Source organism: Bacillus sp. ISL-7, from assembly GCF_018613065.1.
The window spans coordinates 1-19,412 of sequence record NZ_JAGGQW010000001.1 but is presented as its reverse complement, the minus strand read 5'-3'; the positions used below and the strand labels follow the sequence as shown (position 1 = coordinate 19,412).

17 protein-coding genes are annotated in these 19,412 nt (G+C 39.6%); 7 read left to right on the top strand and 10 right to left on the bottom strand.

What is annotated here, in order from left to right; genetic code table 11:
- Positions 1-75 precede the first annotated feature (75 nt).
- The 10 genes from J7E66_RS00085 to rpmH form a co-directional block, all read right to left on the bottom strand.
- Positions 76-924: a ParB/RepB/Spo0J family partition protein gene (locus tag J7E66_RS00085; protein WP_214997457.1), complete on the bottom strand. Its 849-nt coding sequence runs from the start codon at positions 922-924 to the stop codon at positions 76-78.
- Complete coding sequence (locus J7E66_RS00080) at positions 917-1,678, bottom strand: ParA family protein (RefSeq protein ID WP_214997456.1); 762 nt, start codon at positions 1,676-1,678, stop codon at positions 917-919. The genes J7E66_RS00085 and J7E66_RS00080 overlap by 8 nt, the downstream gene beginning before the upstream one ends.
- 306 nt (positions 1,679-1,984) lie before the next feature.
- The gene (gene noc, locus J7E66_RS00075) at positions 1,985-2,848 is read right to left on the bottom strand and encodes a nucleoid occlusion protein (protein ID WP_214997455.1); all 864 of its coding nucleotides are present in this window, start codon (positions 2,846-2,848) and stop codon (positions 1,985-1,987) included.
- A gap of 148 nt (positions 2,849-2,996) precedes the next feature.
- Positions 2,997-3,713 carry a 16S rRNA (guanine(527)-N(7))-methyltransferase RsmG gene (gene rsmG / locus J7E66_RS00070; RefSeq protein WP_214997454.1) on the bottom strand — a complete coding sequence of 239 codons (717 nt, stop codon included), beginning with the start codon at positions 3,711-3,713 and terminating at the stop codon, positions 2,997-2,999.
- A 21-nt stretch (positions 3,714-3,734) separates the two neighbouring features.
- A complete protein-coding gene (gene mnmG, locus J7E66_RS00065) occupies positions 3,735-5,624 on the bottom strand; it encodes a tRNA uridine-5-carboxymethylaminomethyl(34) synthesis enzyme MnmG (protein ID WP_214997453.1) in 1,890 nt (629 codons plus the stop codon).
- 16 nt (positions 5,625-5,640) lie between these two features.
- A complete protein-coding gene (gene mnmE, locus J7E66_RS00060) occupies positions 5,641-7,026 on the bottom strand; it encodes a tRNA uridine-5-carboxymethylaminomethyl(34) synthesis GTPase MnmE (RefSeq protein WP_088084882.1) in 1,386 nt (461 codons plus the stop codon).
- A 295-nt stretch (positions 7,027-7,321) separates the two neighbouring features.
- The gene (jag, locus tag J7E66_RS00055) at positions 7,322-7,948 is read right to left on the bottom strand and encodes an RNA-binding cell elongation regulator Jag/EloR (protein WP_214997452.1); all 627 of its coding nucleotides are present in this window, start codon (positions 7,946-7,948) and stop codon (positions 7,322-7,324) included.
- Positions 7,945-8,721 (bottom strand): YidC family membrane integrase SpoIIIJ, encoded by a 777-nt coding sequence (spoIIIJ, locus tag J7E66_RS00050; RefSeq protein ID WP_214997451.1) that lies wholly within the window; start codon positions 8,719-8,721, stop codon positions 7,945-7,947. The genes jag and spoIIIJ overlap by 4 nt, the downstream gene beginning before the upstream one ends.
- Positions 8,722-8,885: 164 nt before the next feature.
- On the bottom strand, positions 8,886-9,227 hold the full coding sequence (gene rnpA / locus J7E66_RS00045; protein WP_214997450.1) for a ribonuclease P protein component: 342 nt from the start codon (positions 9,225-9,227) through the stop codon (positions 8,886-8,888).
- Between the two features lie 50 nt (positions 9,228-9,277).
- Entirely contained in the window at positions 9,278-9,412 is a 135-nt protein-coding gene (gene rpmH / locus J7E66_RS00040) for a 50S ribosomal protein L34 (protein WP_035446353.1), read from the bottom strand.
- A 667-nt stretch (positions 9,413-10,079) separates the two neighbouring features.
- On the opposite strand from rpmH, the gene dnaA reads away from it, so the two are divergent.
- From dnaA to gyrA, 7 genes are all read left to right on the top strand, one after another.
- Positions 10,080-11,426 (top strand): chromosomal replication initiator protein DnaA, encoded by a 1,347-nt coding sequence (gene dnaA, locus J7E66_RS00035; RefSeq protein ID WP_214997449.1) that lies wholly within the window; start codon positions 10,080-10,082, stop codon positions 11,424-11,426.
- A 211-nt stretch (positions 11,427-11,637) separates the two neighbouring features.
- Positions 11,638-12,774, top strand: a complete 1,137-nt coding sequence (gene dnaN, locus J7E66_RS00030; RefSeq protein WP_214997448.1) for a DNA polymerase III subunit beta — start codon at positions 11,638-11,640, stop codon at positions 12,772-12,774.
- Positions 12,775-12,898: 124 nt separating this feature from the next.
- Positions 12,899-13,114: a S4 domain-containing protein YaaA gene (gene yaaA / locus J7E66_RS00025; RefSeq protein WP_098934341.1), complete on the top strand. Its 216-nt coding sequence runs from the start codon at positions 12,899-12,901 to the stop codon at positions 13,112-13,114.
- Positions 13,115-13,160: 46 nt separating this feature from the next.
- On the top strand, positions 13,161-14,279 hold the full coding sequence (gene recF, locus J7E66_RS00020; protein WP_214997447.1) for a DNA replication/repair protein RecF: 1,119 nt from the start codon (positions 13,161-13,163) through the stop codon (positions 14,277-14,279).
- An 8-nt stretch (positions 14,280-14,287) separates the two neighbouring features.
- Complete coding sequence (gene remB, locus J7E66_RS00015) at positions 14,288-14,536, top strand: extracellular matrix regulator RemB (RefSeq protein WP_214997446.1); 249 nt, start codon at positions 14,288-14,290, stop codon at positions 14,534-14,536.
- Positions 14,537-14,603: 67 nt separating this feature from the next.
- Complete coding sequence (gyrB, locus tag J7E66_RS00010) at positions 14,604-16,529, top strand: DNA topoisomerase (ATP-hydrolyzing) subunit B (RefSeq protein WP_374103815.1); 1,926 nt, start codon at positions 14,604-14,606, stop codon at positions 16,527-16,529.
- 26 nt (positions 16,530-16,555) lie between these two features.
- Positions 16,556-19,084 carry a DNA gyrase subunit A gene (gene gyrA, locus J7E66_RS00005; RefSeq protein ID WP_214997445.1) on the top strand — a complete coding sequence of 843 codons (2,529 nt, stop codon included), beginning with the start codon at positions 16,556-16,558 and terminating at the stop codon, positions 19,082-19,084.
- Positions 19,085-19,412: the final 328 nt, after the last annotated feature.

The window sequence follows — 19,412 nt, the reverse complement described above, 5'->3', positions numbered from 1 at the left end:
TTTTCTTCGACCTTCGAAATATATACCTAATAAACTATCATATTTACCCAAAAAAATAAACCATCGAAAGGATGGTTATAAGGATTCATTTTGATCAAGCATTTCCAGAATTCGTTCAAGATCATCTTGTGAGAAAAATTCAATTTCAATTTTCCCTTTATTTTTATTCTGCTTAATGTTTACAGTGGTTCCAAACCGTTCACGAAGGGTGTGTTCACGTTCCTGGATAAACACATCCTTCTTCTGTTCTGGCTTTTTTGTTTCACGTGAAACATTTTCATTTAAGTGCTGAATCAGTTTTTCTAACTGACGGACACTGAGCGCTTCCTTGATGATCTTTTCCACCAATGCAGGAACTTTTGCCTTTTCCCTGAGTCCTAACAAGGCACGGCCATGTCCCATTGATATCTTAGCAGTGGATATTAACTCTTGAATGTTCGGAGGGAGGGAAAGCAGACGAACATGGTTCGCTACATGCGGCCGGCTTTTGCCTAATCGCTTCGCTACCTCTTCTTGGGTTAGCTTTAACTTTTCCATTAATGTTTGATACGCTAAACCCTCTTCGATGGGATTTAAATCTTCTCGCTGCAGATTTTCAAGAACGGCCAATTCCATCATTTGCTGCTCTGAAAGGTCACGAACAACAGCTGGGACTGTTTCAAGCTTTGCTTCCCTTGCAGCCCGAAAACGCCGTTCACCGACAACAATTTCATACCCTCTAAGGCTTTTTCTAACGACGATTGGCTGTAAGATTCCATGTTCTAAAATAGAATCTTTTAATTCATCAATTGCCTCTTGTTGGAAGTTTTTCCGCGGCTGGTAAGGGTTAGGACGCAGTTCCTTAAGCTTGATTTCTTGAACTGTTTCTTCCTTGCCAACATCCGTAAAAATTGCGTTTAATCCCTTTCCTAAACCTTTAGCCATTTGAGACCACTTCCTTCGCTAAATCTAAATACACCTCAGCACCACGGGATTTCGAATCATAAGTAATGATTGGTTCCCCATGGCTTGGTGCTTCACTTAGGCGGACATTTCTTGGAATAATGGTTTTATACACTTTATCTTGAAAATACTTTTTTACTTCTTCAATTACTTGAAGGCCGAGATTAGTTCGAGCATCAAGCATCGTTAATAATACGCCTTCAATTTTCAAATCCTGGTTCAAATGCTTTTGAACAAGTCTGACTGTACTTAATAATTGGCTTAAGCCTTCTAACGCATAGTACTCACATTGAACAGGAATTAAGACAGCATCAGAGGCCGTTAACGCATTGATCGTCAATAAGCCTAACGATGGCGGACAGTCGATAATAATATAATCAAATTGTTCTTTGACTTCTCCAAGTGCACGTTTCAGACGAACTTCTCTTGAAATAGTCGGAACTAATTCAATTTCTGCCCCAGCCAGCTGAATTGTTGCTGGTATCACATACAAATTTTCCACCGATGTTTGTTTAATAACATCCTTTGCTTCTACATCATCTACTAAAACATCATATATACATTGGTCAACTTCTGCCTTTTCAATACCAATCCCGCTTGTTGCGTTTCCCTGCGGGTCCGTGTCGACTAGCAGGACACGTTTCCCAATATATGCTAAGCAGGCCCCTAGGTTGACAGAGGTAGTCGTTTTACCGACTCCGCCTTTTTGATTCGCGATTGCAAGAACTTTGCCCACGATGTCACCTACCCTTTTATTCTCTCAAAGTTTTATTCTATGTTTCTATTAAATTCTATTAAAATACTAGTCATTTGGCTAATCTAAACTGAATTTATGATAGGAAAATTCCATTCCTTTATTTTAGCATGAAACAGAAAGGTTGTTGGATTTTTTCTGAAAATATTCCAAACTTCCAATTCGTTGATGTTCTTAATTTAGCGGTCAAGGGATGTATTTCATCAAACATTATAATAAAAAATTAAGTCAAAAAAAGAACCAAACATTTGTATATGTCTGGTTCTGGTATCTATTATTCTATTGATCTTACTTTTTCTTTGGTATGCGAATCGTAAATTGGTAGAATTCATCAAATTCTTCTTCTTCAGCATTGAGGTTAATCCCGCTGTCCGTTACCATTGTTAATGATTGACGAATGGTATTTACGGCGATTCTCATATCTTTACTGAAAGCCTTCCGTTTCGGCTTTGGCTTTTCGCTTTTTTGTTCAAGCAGTTTGACCACACGTTCCTCTGTCTGCTTGACATTAAAATTCTTATCAATAATTTCAGCCAATAGCACCACTTGTTTTTCTGGATCCTTGAGAGGGATCAGTGCACGAGCGTGGCGCTCTGTAATAATTTTATTTAACAATGCCTCTTGAATAGGCTGCGGTAATTTAAGAAGACGAAGCTTGTTAGCAACGGTTGACTGCCCTTTCCCAAGGCGTTGTGCTAATGCTTCTTGGGTTAAATTGTGCAATTCCAGCAATTTACCATACGCCATCGCTTCTTCAATCGGCGACAGCTCTTCCCGTTGTAAATTCTCAATTAAAGCAACAGAGGCCGTTTCAGTATCTGATAAATTTTTTATAATGGCTGGTGCTTCGGTCCAACCGAGCTTTTTCATCGCACGAAAACGGCGTTCCCCAGCAATAATTTCATATTGGTCAATGGCAAACTCTCTAACGACAATCGGTTGAATGATCCCATGAATGTGAATTGTTCGCGCTAATTCTTCAATTTTCTCTTCATCAAAAACCGTACGAGGCTGAAATCGGTTTGCAACAATATGGTCAATTGGAATCTTTTTTATTTCCTCGTTTTTTTCTACAATTAGCTCTTTTTCAAGCTCAACCTCTTGTTCTCCCTTATCGCCGAGGCCAAAAAAGCGTGTAAACGATTGCTTCATCCCCAACACCACCTTTACGAAACTCCCTATTACTTATTCTCTGAATACAGACATTCTTCCTGCCTAGAATAACATGTTTATTGAAAAATTGTTAGCACTCCAAATCCGTTTTTATTACAATACACCGCGCAAAGGAAGCGTGCTTTTCTTATTCAATCGGTGTCTTTCCCGGTGTCCCAGGCTTGCGCGGGTATTTCTTTGGCGTTTGTTTTTCCTTCTTAATGATTAAAATATTCCGCTCGCTTTCTTCCATTGGCAGTGTAAAGGTGTACATATCTTCCAACCTTCCACCAAGAGTGGTAATTGCCTTTTGACCGATTTCTAATTCATCTTTCGCATGGGCAGCCTTCATGGCAATAAAGTGTCCGCCTACTTTAACAAGCGGCAGGCAAAGTTCACTCAACACAGACATTCTTGCCACGGCCCTTGCCGTTACGACTTCAAAATTTTCACGGAAATTTGGATTTACCCCAAAGGTTTCGGCGCGATCATGAATAAAATGAACATTTTCCAATTTTAATTCCTTTGCGAGATGATTTAAAAACGAAATGCGCTTGTTTAGCGAATCAACAATCGTCACTTCGATATGTGGGAAAACAATTTTTAGCGGAATACTAGGGAACCCCGCCCCCGCCCCCACATCACAAAGATGGAAAGGCTTTGTAAAATCAAAATAGAATGAAGCCGTAATCGAATCATAAAAATGCTTTAGATACACTTCAGCTTTATCGGTAATGGCGGTTAAATTCATTTTTTCATTCCACTCGACCAATGTCTCAAAGTACATTTCAAATTGGCCGAGCTGTTCACTTGAAAGGGAGATCCCTTTTTCCCTTAGGTTTGCTGCAAATTGTTCAATGATCATTCAATAATCTTCCTCACATTATTATTCATTTGAAACTCTAGCTATTTTGCCTTGTTCTAGGTACACAAGCAGGATCGAAACATCCGCTGGATTCACCCCTGAAATCCGGGATGCCTGAGCAATTGATAGCGGTTTGACTAGTTTTAGCTTCTGTCTGGCTTCTGTCGCAAGGCCTGACACCGTGTCATAATCAATATTCTCAGGAATTTTCTTATCTTCCATTTTCTTTAAGCGGTCAACCTGTTGTAGTGACTTGGTAATATAGCCCTCATATTTTAACTGGATTTCAACCTGTTCCTTCACATCTTCATCAAGGCTGACATCACTAGGAAAAATGGTTTCAAGCAGATCATAGTTCATCTCAGGTCTTTTTAATAAATCAGAAGCGCGGATTCCATCCTTTAATTCACTGCCGCCAATGCTTCGAATCAGCTCTTGAACCTCAGCAGTCGGTTTCAAGAACGTTGACTCTAAACGCTGCTTTTCAGCCTCAATTGCGCCTTTCTTTGCTAAAAATCGTGCGTATCGGTCGTCACGAATCAGTCCAATTTGATGGCCTATTTCAGTTAAGCGCAAATCAGCATTATCATGTCGTAACAGTAGGCGATACTCTGCTCTTGACGTTAACAATCGGTAGGGCTCATTTGTCCCTTTAGTGATCAAATCATCAATTAAAACTCCAATATACGCATCGGAACGACTTAAAATTAACTGGTCACGGCCAATCGCTTTTAGTCCTGCATTGATACCAGCCATGATTCCTTGTCCTGCTGCTTCTTCATAGCCGGATGTTCCATTAATTTGACCCGCTGTATACAGTCCTTCAACCACTTTAGTTTCCAGGGTTGGCCATAACTGTGTTGGCACAATCGCATCGTATTCAATCGCATATCCAGCTCTCATCATTTGCACATTTTCAAGTCCTGGAACGGTTTTAAGAATTTCCTGCTGTACATCTTCCGGTAAGCTCGTGGATAGACCCTGTACATAGACTTCCTTTGTGTGTCTTCCTTCAGGCTCAAGGAAAATCTGATGGCGCGGCTTATCATTAAAGCGGACAACCTTATCTTCAATCGATGGACAATACCTTGGTCCTGTTCCTTTAATCATTCCGGAATACATTGGAGAACGATGTAGATTGGCATCAATTAGCTGATGGGTGCGTTCATTTGTATAGGTCAACCAGCATGGCAGTTGATCCGTAATATATTTCGTTGTTTCATAGGAAAAAGATCGTGGAACTTCGTCGCCAGGCTGGATTTCTGTTTTACTATAATCAATCGTATTGCTATTAACACGCGGCGGGGTTCCAGTCTTAAAACGGACGAGGTCGAAACCAAGCTCCTCTAAATGTTCAGACAGCTTAATCGAAGGCTGCTGATTATTTGGACCACTTGAATATTTCAACTCACCAAGGATAATTTCCCCACGCAAATAGGTTCCGGTTGTAATGACGACCGTTTTTGAGCGGTAGACCGCCCCTGTCTTTGTGATAACCCCTTTAGAAACTCCATCCTCAACAATCAGTTCCTCGACCATACCCTGCAGTAAGGTTAGTTTAGGTTCTTCTTCTAGTGTTTTTTTCATTTCATGCTGGTAAGCAAATTTATCAGCCTGCGCTCTTAACGCGCGGACAGCTGGACCTTTACCCGTGTTCAGCATTCTCATTTGGATATAGGTTTTATCAATATTTCGACCCATTTCCCCGCCCAGAGCATCTATTTCACGAACGACGATCCCCTTAGCTGGTCCGCCAACGGATGGGTTACATGGCATAAAGGCAACCATATCAAGATTGATGGTAATCATTAATGTTTTGGCGCCAAGTCTCGCAGCCGCAAGGCCCGCTTCACAGCCGGCATGGCCTGCTCCAACGACAATGACGTCATAATTTCCTGCTTCGTATTGCATGTTGTCACTCCTCTTTCTATTTCCCTAAGCAAAACTGTGAAAAAAGTTGGTCGATCAGGCTTTCGTGGACACTCTCACCGATGATTTCGCCAAGTAATTCCCACGTTCTTGTTAAATCTATTTGAACAATATCAATAGGGGTACCCATTTCGACCCCATCAATTGCTTCCTCGATTGTCTTTAAACTTTGGTGCAATAGTGCAATATGACGACTGTTTGAAACATAGGTCATATCGCCAGCATCAATCGAGCCTGCAAAGAATAACGAAGCAATCGCTTCCTCTAACTCATCGACGCCACGGTCCTCAAGGAGTGAAGTAGTGACAATCTTATGCTCTTTTGCTAACTCATTCACTTTCTCCAGGTCAATTTGCTGCGGCAAATCCGTTTTATTGACGATAACGATAACATCCATCCCTTTAACCACTTCAAAAAGCTGCTCATCTTCCATGCTTAACTTGTCAGCGTAATTTAAAACAAGCAAAATCAAATCCGCGTCTTGTAAAACTTGACGGGAACGCTCCACTCCAATTCGTTCGACAATATCCTCAGTTTCCCTAATTCCCGCCGTGTCCAACAGTCGCAATGGGACACCGCGAACATTCACGTATTCTTCAATTACATCCCTTGTGGTTCCAGGAATATCTGTCACAATCGCCTTGTTTTCGTGAACTAGACTGTTTAATAACGAGGATTTTCCTACATTCGGACGGCCAACAATCGCAGTAGACAGACCTTCTCGCAAAATTTTCCCCTGTTCCGACGTTTGCAATAGCTTTTTGATCTCTTCCCGAACAAAATGGGCCTTCTCTGCTAACATCTTATGAGTCATTTCTTCGACATCGTCATATTCTGGATAATCTATATTCACTTCCACATGGGCAAGGATTTCTAAAATCTCCTGCCGTAGTCGTCGAATTAATTTCGACAGGCGCCCTTCCATTTGTCCCAAGGCAACGTTCATCGCGCGGTCCGTTTTTGCCCTGATTAAATCCATTACCGCTTCAGCTTGGGATAAATCGATCCGTCCATTTAAAAACGCCCTTTTTGTAAACTCCCCCGGTTCCGCGAGTCTCGCTCCATTCGTTAACACCTGCTGAAGAACTCTATTCACAGAAACAATCCCGCCATGGCAGTTTATTTCAACAACATCCTCTTTTGTAAAAGTTTTTGGCCCTTTCATGACAGACACCATAACCTCTTCAACCACTTGCCCCGTATTAGGGTCTATCAAGTGTCCATAGTGGATCGTATGGGTTGCTGCTTCAGTCAGCCTTTTCCCACCGATACTCCTAAATAGCTTGTCTGCTATCGGGAATGCTTCATCCCCACTCAAACGCACAATCGCAATCGCCCCCTCACCCATCGGAGTCGATATTGCCGCAATCGTATCAGATTCCATTTCCTTCACCTCACATTAAAAAATCGGTTCATCTATATAAAAAAGATTTTTTCTCCAAAACAATAGAATACCACATCATTTTCTGTGGAAAAAGTAAACCCTCTTCCAAATAATTAATCCACAGTTCACTTCTATCTCATTATTATTTTAACTTATCCACATGTGAATAACAATAAAACGAAAAATGTGAAAAAATTCAATGTTATCAACAGACTCACTTTTTTTAAATTCGACAAAAAAAGACACCCTATTATTCAATAGGATGCCTTTGTGATTTTGTTTTTAAGTTAAATCCTTATCTTTTTGATGCTGGAGTAATCACAATATAGCGATGTGGCTCCGATCCATCAGAGAGTGTTTTGACGCGTTTATTATCAGATAATGCAGCATGAATCACTTTTCGCTCATAGGAAGGCATCGGTTCTAAGGTTACATCTTTTCCTGACTTAATCACCTTTTGGGCGAGACGATGTGCTAATTGAATAAGCGTTTCATTTCTTCTTTTTCGGTAATCCTCCGCGTCCAAGATCACAGTTAAATACTGATTCGAAAAACGATTTAGCACTAATTGCGTCAAATATTGAAGCGAATTTAATGTTTGACCTCTTTTGCCAATCAATAACGCAATCTTTTCACCAGTCATAATAAAATGAACATGTTTACCCTCGCGTTTGATCTCTATTTCTGCGGGCGCTCCCATCTGTTCACTTACTTGAGTTAGAAATTTCTTTGCTTCTTCAATGGGATCAATGATGACGGTTACCTTCACAATAGCGGGACGTGAACCAAAAATACCGAAAATCCCTTTTTTCCCTTGATCAATAATGTCAATATCTGTGCGGTCTTTGCTGGTTTGTAATTGAGCTAAAGCTGATTTTACTGCTTCTTCGACAGTTTGTCCTGTAGCAGTTACCTGTTTCACTTTTTTGCTCCTCCCGCATTACCGGATGCTTTTGCCATTTTCAAATCCGGTCCTTTAATAAAATAGGTCTGCACAATCATAAAAATATTTCCTACTACCCAGTACAACGAAAGCGCGGCAGGGAAACTAAAAGCAAAAACAACAATCATGATTGGCATCATCCAAAGCATCATCGCCATTTGTGGATTCTGAGCTTGTCCAGCCATCATAATTTTTTGCTGAATAAACGTGGTTATACCCGCCACTATCGGCAAAATATAGTAAGGATCTTTATCACCAAGGTCAAACCATAAGAAATTATCGTTGGCAATTTCCCTTGTTCGTGAGATGGCATGGTAAAAACCAATTAAGATTGGCATTTGTACGATTAATGGAAAACAGCCAGCCATTGGATTTACACCATGTTTTGAAAAAAGTGCCATGGTTTCCTGTTGCAGCTTTTGCTGTGTTTTTTGATCTTTAGAACTATATTTCTTTTTCAATTCGGCCATTTCTGGCTGCAATGCCTGCATCGCTTTTGAACTTCTTGTCTGTTTGATCATTAGCGGCAAAATCGCAAGGCGGATCAGGATGGTTACGACAATAATCGATAACCCAAAACTGCCTCCGAGAATATGCGCCCCTTCTTTGATCAACCAGGATAAAGGATAGACAATGTACTCATTCCAAAAGCCTGAACTCTCCGATGTGATTGGCTTCTTAATTTCACTGCATCCTGTCAGGAACATAAATACAGAAAGTAAACCAATACCTAGTAATATTCGCTTTTTCAACCAAATTTTCCTCCTTACAATAAAGATAATGAACAATCTAGAATCAAATCTATGTACAATTTATTTTGGATGATTTCAAAGGTATTTTATCATTTCGGCAAAGGAATTGTCTTCAATATGATGCAAATATTCAACGAATTCCTTTGCAACTTATATCCTTAAAGTCACTTTTTCAAAACCTTTCCAACCTTAAGTACATGGGTCAAACTTTTTTTCACCTCAAAAAAATCCATTTCAGCTGCAGGTTTCCTGGCAATAATCACATAATCATTCCCTGGTGTTAGCTGTTCGTTCAGTTCAAAAATGGATTGTCTTACATACCTTTTAATTCTGTTCCTTGTCACCGCATTTCCAATCTTCTTACTCACTGACAGGCCAATGCGAAAATAGTCTTGTCCCTCTTTTTTTAATGAATAGATGACAAACTGCCTATTTGCAAATGAGTGGCCCTTTTGAAATGCCGCTTGAAATTCTTTATTTTTTTTAATACGCAGCTCTTTTTTCATAAAAACACCTTCAGTCGGATTAGAAAAAAGACCACTGACTTTGCAGTGGTCTATGCTGATAATACTTTTCTTCCCTTTAGACGACGACGAGCTAGAACCTTACGGCCATTAGCTGAGCTCATACGACTACGGAAGCCATGAACTTTACTGTGTTTACGGCTATTTGGTTGATATGTTCTTTTCATTATATGACACCTCCCTGAGGAATAGCTATCAAGTTTAAATGACAGTCTTACTTATTATAAAGACCTCACCATAAAATTGTCAACTACTCTTCACTATTGTTTCCATTTCCAAATTTTATTGAACATGAATTTGCTAATTTCCAGAAATTCTATACCTATAAGAAATGATCTGAACCATAAAAGCGGAATTGTTAATTTTAACTCCAAAAATTCATCCAGCCCTTTCCCCAGGAAGGTACGAATATCCTGTGGATAAATTTTCGACATTTTTTTCACATTCTACACAAGATATTGACAGGTTTTGCACAAAACATCTACTTGTGGACAATTACTGTGCACATATTGTTACAGTTGTGGATAAACTGCGAAAAGGCATTGCATATCAAGCAATTATTTGATATCATATTTGTGTTTTCACTCTGAATAACTTTATCCACAATAATACGTTATCCACAATTTGTGGATATCATGTGGATAGTTTATCCGAGGGTACTGCAGAAAGTTGTCCACAAGAGGTGGATATTGTCGAAACTCCATTTTACTTCCTTATTATTTATTATCCACATTCACTATTTCGTATATTTATAAATTAATAGGTTGTACTGACGGTATAATTAAGAAAAGCGCGTTATTTTATAAAAAAAAAACAACAAAGGAGGGATATTATTTGGAGAATATTGCGGATCTTTGGCATGCTGTATTAGGCAATATAGAAAAAAAAATAAGCAAACCAAGCTTTGATACCTGGCTTAAGTCCACCAAGGCCCATTCCCTTCAAGGCGATTTGCTAATCATCACTGCTCCCAATGAGTTTGCTCGTGATTGGCTGGAAGAGCGTTATTCGCAGCTAATCTCTGGGATCCTCTATGAAATTACCGGAGAAGAGCTTTCTGTTAAGTTTATCATTCCGCAAAATCAAAACGAGGGAGAAAGTGATGTCCTGCTGCCACCAAAAAAGGTAAAAAAGGACGATGACCATGGGGAATTTCCTCAGGGTATTTTAAATCAGAAATACACTTTTGATACGTTTGTTATTGGCTCAGGCAACCGTTTTGCCCACGCTGCATCACTGGCAGTTGCCGAAGCACCAGCCAAAGCATACAATCCCCTCTTTATTTATGGAGGAGTTGGATTAGGAAAAACGCACTTAATGCATGCGATTGGCCATTATGTCTTAGATCATAACCCTGCAGCAAAAGTGGTTTATTTATCATCAGAAAAATTTACAAATGAATTTATTAACTCGATTCGTGATAATAAAGCAGAGAGTTTCCGCAATAAATATCGAAATGTCGATATTTTACTTATAGATGATATTCAATTTTTAGCTGGAAAAGAATCAACACAAGAAGAATTTTTTCATACCTTCAATGCTCTTCATGAGGAAAGCAAACAGATTATTATCTCCAGCGACCGGCCGCCTAGAGAAATTCCAACGTTAGAGGACCGGCTCAGGTCACGGTTTGAATGGGGATTGATTACAGATATTACACCGCCCGATTTGGAAACAAGAATTGCCATTCTTCGCAAAAAGGCTAGAGCTGAAGGATTAGATATACCTAACGAGGTAATGCTTTATATCGCCAATCAAATTGATACAAACATCCGGGAGCTAGAAGGAGCACTGATCCGAGTGGTCGCCTATTCTTCCTTAATCAATAAAGATATTAATGCTAATTTAGCAGCAGAGGCATTAAAAGATATTATTCCAAGTTCAAAGCCTAAAGTAATAACCATTCTGGATATTCAGAAGACTGTCGGGGAACTCTTTAGTATAAAACTCGAGGACTTTAAGGCAAAAAAGCGGACAAAGTCGCTTGCCTTTCCTAGACAAATTGCGATGTACCTATCACGGGAATTAACCGATTATTCTTTGCCAAAAATAGGAGAAGAATTTGGGGGCCGCGATCATACGACTGTTATACATGCTCATGAGAAAATTTCCAAACTTCTTCAGACCGATGCCCAGCTGCAAAGGCAAATGAAAGAACTGCATGAACTATTAAAAGTTTAGGCAGTTATTGGTGTTTTTTTCTTTCAAATATGTGAATAACTTCTTTGCATTTACACACAGTCTGTCCACATGTGGATAGGCTGTGTTTCCGTTGAAATAATTCGGTTATCCACATATCAACAGGCCCTACTAGTACTTCTACTCTTTTTTTTAAAAAAATATATTATGTTATTGCTATAAAAAATATGCTTAAAACGGAGGATTACATGCGATGAAATTTATCATCCAAAGAGATCGGTTAGTTCAGAGTGTTCAAGACGTTATGAAGGCTGTCACTACAAGAACAACAATCCCTATCTTAACCGGAATTAAAATCACAGCTACATCAGAGGGTGTTACCCTAACAGGAAGTGATTCCGATATTTCCATTGAATCTTTTATTCCAAAAGAGGATGCCGGTGATGAAATTATTGAATTGAGACAAGCAGGAGCCATCGTTCTCCAAGCAAAAGTATTTAGTGAAATTGTCAAAAAGCTCCCGACTGATTCGGTTGAAATTGAAGTCTTAGGCTCTCTTCAAACGGTCATTCGTTCTGGAAAATCTGAATTTAACTTGATTGGCCTGGATGCTGAAGAGTATCCTCACCTTCCACAGATCGAAGAAAATAATAAATTTCATATTGCAACAGATCTTTTAAAAGCGATGATTCGCCAAACTCATTTTGCAGTGTCCACCTCAGAAACACGCCCCATCTTGACAGGTGTAAACTGGAAGGTTGAAAACGGGGAACTAAACTGTATTGCAACAGATAGCCACCGTCTCGCGCTTCGAAAGGCGAAGATCGAAATAGCGAACAATGAAAATTATAATGTGGTCATTCCAGGGAAAAGCTTGAATGAGTTGAGTAAAATTATTGATGACAGCCATGACTTAATTGATATTGTTATTACCGAGAATCAAATATTATTTAAAGCTAAGCACTTATTATTTTTCTCAAGATTGTTAGAAGGAAATTATCCGGATACCTCTCGTTTAATTCCTAATGAAAGTAAAACGGATGTGACGGTAAATACAAAGGAATTTTTACATGCGATTGATCGGGCCTCCTTACTAGCAAGAGAAGGAAGAAACAATGTTGTCAAATTTTCGATAATTGAAGGCGGAATTATTGAAATTTCTTCAAACACTCCTGAGGTTGGGAAGGTAGTAGAGGAAATTCAAAGCGAAGCCATCGAGGGTGAAGAATTAAAGATTTCTTTTAGTGCTAAATATATGATGGATGCATTAAAGGCACTTGAAGGAACAGATGTAAAGGTAAGCTTTACTGGAGCCATGCGCCCGTTCGTCATTCGCCCGCTTCATGATGAAACGATTTTGCAATTAATATTACCCGTTCGAACATACTAAATTTAAAGAGCCTAAATCCATATGCCACCACACATTGGTGGCTTTCTTTTAGTTTCCTTTGTATCTCTGTGAAATATTTAGTAAAATAAAGTATTGAGACCATTTTAGAAACGAGGGTGACGATTTGCCTGAAAAAATTAAGATCGATACTGAATTTATTACGCTGGGTCAATTTCTTAAATTGGCTGAAGTAATACAATCAGGCGGCATGGCAAAATGGTTTTTAAGTGAACATGATATATTGATTAATGGCGAACAAGATCAAAGAAGAGGAAGAAAGCTGCGCACCGGTGACAAAATCCAAATTGCTGGTTTTGGGGAGTTTGTAATTACCGAGTAATTATCAAAATAATTACCGAGTAGCAAGGCTAAAGGATGTCGTTTGCATGTATATCGAAAAATTAGCGCTAACAAATTATCGAAACTACGAAGAATTGTTCGTAGAATTTGAAAATAAAGTAAATGTCATCCTGGGTGAAAACGCCCAAGGTAAAACAAACGTCATGGAATCTATTTATGTTTTGGCCATGGCGAAGTCGCACCGGACCTCCAATGATAAAGAACTTATTCGCTGGGACCAAGAGTATGCTAAAATAGAGGGTAGGGTTCAAAAACAACACAGCTCATTGCCGCTGCAATTAATTATTTCTAAAAAGGGCAAAAAAGCAAAATGCAATCATATTGAGCAGCAAAAATTAAGTCAATATGTAGGCAATATGAATGTGGTTATGTTTGCTCCTGAGGACCTTAACTTAGTGAAAGGCAGCCCGCAGGTCCGAAGGCGATTTATTGATATGGAAATTGGACAGGTATCGCCCATTTATTTACATGATATGAGTCAATATCAAAAAATTCTCCAGCAGCGTAATCATTTTTTGAAAATGTTACAGATCAGAAAACAGACCGATCAGACCATGCTTGAGATATTAACGGAACAATTTATCCAGATGGCTGTGAAAATTGTGGCGAAAAGGTTTGAATTCCTGCGCTTACTTCAGAATTGGGCAAAACCGATCCATCAAGGGATTTCAAGAGGCTTGGAAACGCTCGAAATTACCTATAAACCGTCAGTAGAGGTATTAGAAGATCAAAATTTGTCGAAGATGATAGCATGCTTTGAAGAAAAATTCAGCAAGGTTAGAACAAGGGAAATTGAGCGAGGTACTACGCTTTTCGGTCCCCATCGTGATGATCTGCTTTTTTATGTGAACGGTAGAGACGTTCAAACATTTGGATCACAAGGTCAGCAGCGTACCACAGCACTTTCAGTAAAGCTTGCTGAAATTGAATTGATTTCTGCTGAAATTGGTGAATATCCCATTTTACTGCTAGATGATGTTTTATCGGAATTAGATGACTATCGGCAGTCTCACTTGCTTAATACCATCCAAGGAAGGGTTCAAACCTTCGTGACTACCACAAGTGTCGAGGGAATTGACCATCAAACATTAAGGGAAGCTTCCACATTTATTGTTGAAGCTGGTGCCATAAAGAAAATTCATTGAGGTGAACCATGTATATCCATATCGGGGAAGATATTAATATTAGGGCAAGAGATATTATTTCTATCTTGGATAAAGAGAGTGCAAACAACTCGCCGCTTGTAGAGGAGTTCATCAGTCAACGTAAAGAAAAGGTAATCAATCTATCGAAAAACCCCTTTAAATCAGTCATTATTACATTTGACAATGTATACTTATCCCCGATTTCTTCAGGAACTTTAAAGAAACGATCAACTCAAATGAATATACATGAATTTTGATATTTATTATTTATTTTTTAATTAACGATATAGATATACTTTTGTCAGAAGGTGCAGGTGAACAAGCATGACTTTGGAACAAAAAGCAGTCGAAGAAGCATATGGTGCGGATCAGATACAGGTTCTTGAAGGACTTGAAGCTGTTCGAAAAAGACCCGGTATGTATATTGGTTCAACAAGTGGTAAAGGTCTTCATCATCTTGTTTGGGAAATTGTTGATAACAGTATTGACGAGGCGCTGGCTGGTTTCTGTGATGAAATCAATGTCATTATTGAAGAAGACAACAGCATCACGGTAAAGGATAATGGCCGTGGAATCCCAGTTGGAATTCAGGAAAAAATGGGTAGACCAGCGGTTGAAGTCATTATGACTGTGCTGCACGCCGGCGGTAAATTCGGCGGCGGAGGATATAAGGTATCCGGTGGACTGCATGGTGTAGGTGCGTCAGTAGTTAATGCCCTCTCTACGGAACTTGAAGTATATGTACACAGAGATGGTCAAATCTACTCAATCAAATTTGAACGCGGCGCGGTAGTTCAAGAATTAGAGGTCATTGGAACGACTGATATCACGGGTACAGTTACGCACTTTAAACCAGATGGTGAGATTTTTACAGAAACATTAGTATATGAATATGACATTCTAGCCACTAGACTTCGTGAACTTGCCTTCCTTAACAGGGGAATAAAGATCACGATTGAGGATAAGCGTGTTGAAAATAAACGCAATGAATACTACTACGAAGGCGGAATTAAATCATATGTTGAGCATTTAAACCGCACAAAAGAAGTGATTCATGAAGAACCGATTTACATGGAAGGAGAGCGTGACGGCATTAGTGTTGAAGTCGCACTCCAATATAACGAGGGGTATACTGATAACATTTACTCTTTCGCAAATAATATCCACACCTATGAAGGTGGAACGCATGAATCCGGTTTTAAGACTGCGTTAACAAGGGTTATAAATGATTACGCACGGAAAAATAGTTTAATCAAGGAGAATGATACCAATCTTTCTGGTGAAGATGTTCGTGAAGGTATCACGGCGATCGTCTCGATTAAACATCCTGATCCCCAATTTGAAGGACAAACAAAGACTAAATTAGGGAATTCTGAAGTGAGAACGATCACTGATACCGTTTTTGCAAGTACCTTTGATAAGTTCATGTTGGAAAATCCATCAGTTGCTAAAAAAATTGTCGAAAAAGGCTTAATGGCAGCACGTGCAAGGCTTGCTGCAAAGAAAGCTAGGGAATTAACACGCCGAAAAAGTGCTTTAGAGGTTTCTAGTTTACCTGGGAAATTGGCTGACTGTTCTTCGAAGGATCCGGCTGAAAGTGAAATGTATATCGTAGAGGGTGATTCCGCTGGCGGATCGGCAAAGCAAGGTCGTGATCGCCATTTCCAAGCGATACTGCCACTTCGAGGGAAAATTCTTAATGTGGAAAAAGCCCGGCTCGATAGAATCCTTTCTAACAATGAAGTTAGGGCGATGATTACAGCGATTGGAACAGGCATTGGTGAAGATTTTGATATTGCTAAAGCCCGTTATCATAAAATTGTCATTATGACCGATGCTGATGTGGATGGTGCCCATATTCGGACGCTTCTCTTAACGTTCTTTTACCGTTTTATGAGAAAAATCTTAGAAGCCGGTTATATTTATATTGCCCAGCCGCCGCTTTATAAGGTTCAACAAGGTAAACGAATTGAGTACGCCTATAATGATAAAGAACTTGAACGGATATTTGCCATGCTCCCAGCTACTCCAAAACCGAATATCCAACGGTATAAAGGTTTAGGTGAGATGAATCCTGAACAATTATGGGAAACAACAATGGATCCTGAACATAGAAGTATGCTCCAGGTAAGTCTTGAAGATGCGATCGAAGCAGACGAAACCTTTGATATGTTAATGGGTGAAAAAGTAGAACCACGTCGTAATTTCATTGAGGCGAATGCTCAATACGTGAAGAATTTAGATATATAAAGAAAAGGTGAAAGGAGGAAATAAGTATGGCTGAAACCCCAAATTCTCAAGTAACAGAGATTAATATTAGTAAAGAAATGAAAGCTTCCTTTCTTGACTATGCGATGAGCGTTATCGTTTCACGTGCCCTTCCAGATGTTCGGGATGGGTTGAAACCAGTTCATCGCCGGATTCTATATGCTATGCATGATCTTGGTATGCATTCAGATAAACCATATAAAAAATCTGCCCGTATCGTTGGGGATGTTATCGGTAAGTATCACCCGCATGGTGACTCTGCCGTTTATGAAACAATGGTTCGGATGGCACAGGACTTCAACTATCGGTATATGCTTGTAGATGGGCATGGAAACTTCGGTTCTGTCGATGGTGACTCAGCGGCAGCAATGCGTTATACAGAATCAAGAATGTCTAAAATCTCGATGGAATTATTAAGAGATATAAACAAAGATACCATTGATTATCAAGACAACTATGATGGCGAAGAAAGAGAGCCTGTTGTATTACCGGCCAGGTTCCCTAACCTTTTAGTCAATGGGTCGACCGGGATTGCCGTTGGTATGGCGACCAATATCCCTCCGCACCAGCTTGGCGAAGTGATTGATGCTGTGTTAGCGCTTAGTCGTGACCCTGAAATTTCGACGCAGGAGCTTATGGAAATTATCCCAGGTCCAGATTTCCCAACAGGTGGAATCATCTTAGGCCGGAGCGGTATTCGTAAAGCGTATGAAACGGGCAGAGGATCAATAACAGTTCGTGCAAAAGTTGTAATCGAACAAAAGGCAAATGGTAAAGAAGTTATCATTGTTAATGAATTACCATACCAAGTGAACAAAGCGAGATTGGTTGAAAAAATCGCTGAATTAGCCCGTGATAAAAAAATTGAAGGTATTACCGACCTAAGAGATGAATCCGATCGTAAAGGAATGCGGATTGTTATTGAGGTTCGTAAAGATGCGAATGCCAACGTCCTTTTAAATAATTTATATAAACATACAGCACTTCAAACCAGCTTTGGAATTAACACCTTAGCCCTAGTAAATGGACATCCAAAGGTGTTGTCTCTCAAGCAATGCTTAGTGCATTACTTAGATCATCAAGTAGTAGTCATTCGTAGAAGGACTGAGTTTGAATTACGTAAAGCAGAAGCGCGTGCCCACATTTTAGATGGTTTAAGAATTGCATTGGATCATCTTGATGAAGTTATTAGTTTAATCCGCAGCTCACAAACGACAGACATCGCTCGTGAAGGCTTAATGACTACCTTTAATCTTTCTGAAAAGCAAGCTCAGGCCATTCTGGATATGCGTCTGCAGCGTTTAACTGGCTTGGAAAGAGAAAAGATTGAAGAAGAATATCAAAACCTTGTGAAGCTAATCGCTGAATTAAAGGCAATTTTAGCGGATGAGGAAAAGGTTTTTGAAATTATCCGCGAAGAAATGACTGAAATCAAAGAGCGTTTTAATGATAAGCGCCGGACAGAAATCGTAACTGGCGGAATTGAAAATATTGAGGATGAAGATCTAATTCCTCGTGAGAATATCGTTATTTCTTTAACCCATAACGGTTATGTTAAACGTCTCCCTGTTTCCACCTATCGTGCCCAAAGACGAGGCGGACGGGGAATCCAAGGAATGGGTACAAACGAGGATGACTTTGTTGAACACTTGATCACCACTTCAACACATGATACGATTCTTTTCTTTACAAATAAAGGTAAGGTATACCGTTCTAAAGGCTATGAAATACCTGAATACAGCCGAACAGCGAAAGGGATACCAATTATCAATCTCCTTGGTGTCGAAAAGGGTGAATGGGTCAATGCAATCATTCCTGTTGAGGAATTTGTAGATGATTGGTTCTTATTCTTTACGACCAAAGAAGGGATTTCAAAACGGTCTCCGTTAACATCGTTTGCACATATCCGCAACAACGGCCTTATTGCTCTAAGTTTGCGTGAAGGGGATGAACTAATCTCTGCCCGCTTAACTGATGGCACAAAGCATATGATTATCGGTACAAAGAAGGGTATGCTGATTCGTTTCCCGGAAACAGATGTTCGATCAATGGGACGAACAGCCACTGGCGTAAAAGGCATTACGCTCGATAGTGACGATGAAGTTGTCGGAATGGAAGTATTAGAGGAAACGAATGATGTGTTAATTGTAACGAAAAATGGTTATGGTAAACGTACCAAAGCGGAAGAATACCGGATCCAAGGCAGAGGCGGTAAAGGGATTAAAACCTGCCACGTTACAGAAAAAAATGGCGACCTTGTTTCGATGCGTGCGGTAACAGGTGAAGAGGACCTGATGCTTATTACCACAGGTGGTGTCCTCATCCGAATGGATGTTGGCAGTATTTCTAAAATGGGACGTAATACTCAAGGTGTAAAGCTCATTAGTATGAAGGAAAGCGAAGATGAATTTGTTGCCACTGTGGCAAAAGTAGAGAAAGAAGAAGAGGAAGAAAACCTTGAAAATAATCCTAATGAAGCTGAAGGAGACTCTCCTGAAGAAAATCATGAGGTTGAAACAAACGAGGATGTAGAATAAAAAAGTAGAGGGGGCACACAATAAATGTGCTCCTTTTCTTATGTGCATGAATTATAAAATAGAGATGTAATAGTAAGAAAGAGTTATTATATTGTTCATAGTAAAAAAGATAGAAAAACTGTTGACTTTAATTTCATCAGATGGTATATTAATTAAGTCGCTTACGGGCGATAGAGAAATTGTCCTTTGAAAACTAAACAAACAAAATCGTGCAAACAAACAAAAATTTTAGTTTCAATTAAGAAACTAAGCCAACGTAACAAAATGAGCTAATCAACTTTCTTGGAGAGTTTGATCCTGGCTCAGGACGAACGCTGGCGGCGTGCCT

What these genes read in the sequence shown, in the direction of transcription:
- gyrB (WP_374103815.1), top strand. Translation starts at nt 14,604, where the DNA reads ATGACTTTGGAACAAAAAGCAGTCGAAGAAGCATATGGTGCGGATCAG.
- gyrA (WP_214997445.1), top strand. Translation starts at nt 16,556, where the DNA reads ATGGCTGAAACCCCAAATTCTCAAGTAACAGAGATTAATATTAGTAAA.
- J7E66_RS00085 (WP_214997457.1), bottom strand. Translation starts at nt 924, where the DNA reads ATGGCTAAAGGTTTAGGAAAGGGATTAAACGCAATTTTTACGGATGTT.
- mnmE (WP_088084882.1), bottom strand. Translation starts at nt 7,026, where the DNA reads ATGGAATCTGATACGATTGCGGCAATATCGACTCCGATGGGTGAGGGG.
- mnmG (WP_214997453.1), bottom strand. Translation starts at nt 5,624, where the DNA reads ATGCAATACGAAGCAGGAAATTATGACGTCATTGTCGTTGGAGCAGGC.
- dnaN (WP_214997448.1), top strand. Translation starts at nt 11,638, where the DNA reads ATGAAATTTATCATCCAAAGAGATCGGTTAGTTCAGAGTGTTCAAGAC.
- rpmH (WP_035446353.1), bottom strand. Translation starts at nt 9,412, where the DNA reads ATGAAAAGAACATATCAACCAAATAGCCGTAAACACAGTAAAGTTCAT.
- recF (WP_214997447.1), top strand. Translation starts at nt 13,161, where the DNA reads ATGTATATCGAAAAATTAGCGCTAACAAATTATCGAAACTACGAAGAA.
- rsmG (WP_214997454.1), bottom strand. Translation starts at nt 3,713, where the DNA reads ATGATCATTGAACAATTTGCAGCAAACCTAAGGGAAAAAGGGATCTCC.
- noc (WP_214997455.1), bottom strand. Translation starts at nt 2,848, where the DNA reads ATGAAGCAATCGTTTACACGCTTTTTTGGCCTCGGCGATAAGGGAGAA.
- remB (WP_214997446.1), top strand. Translation starts at nt 14,288, where the DNA reads ATGTATATCCATATCGGGGAAGATATTAATATTAGGGCAAGAGATATT.
- rnpA (WP_214997450.1), bottom strand. Translation starts at nt 9,227, where the DNA reads ATGAAAAAAGAGCTGCGTATTAAAAAAAATAAAGAATTTCAAGCGGCA.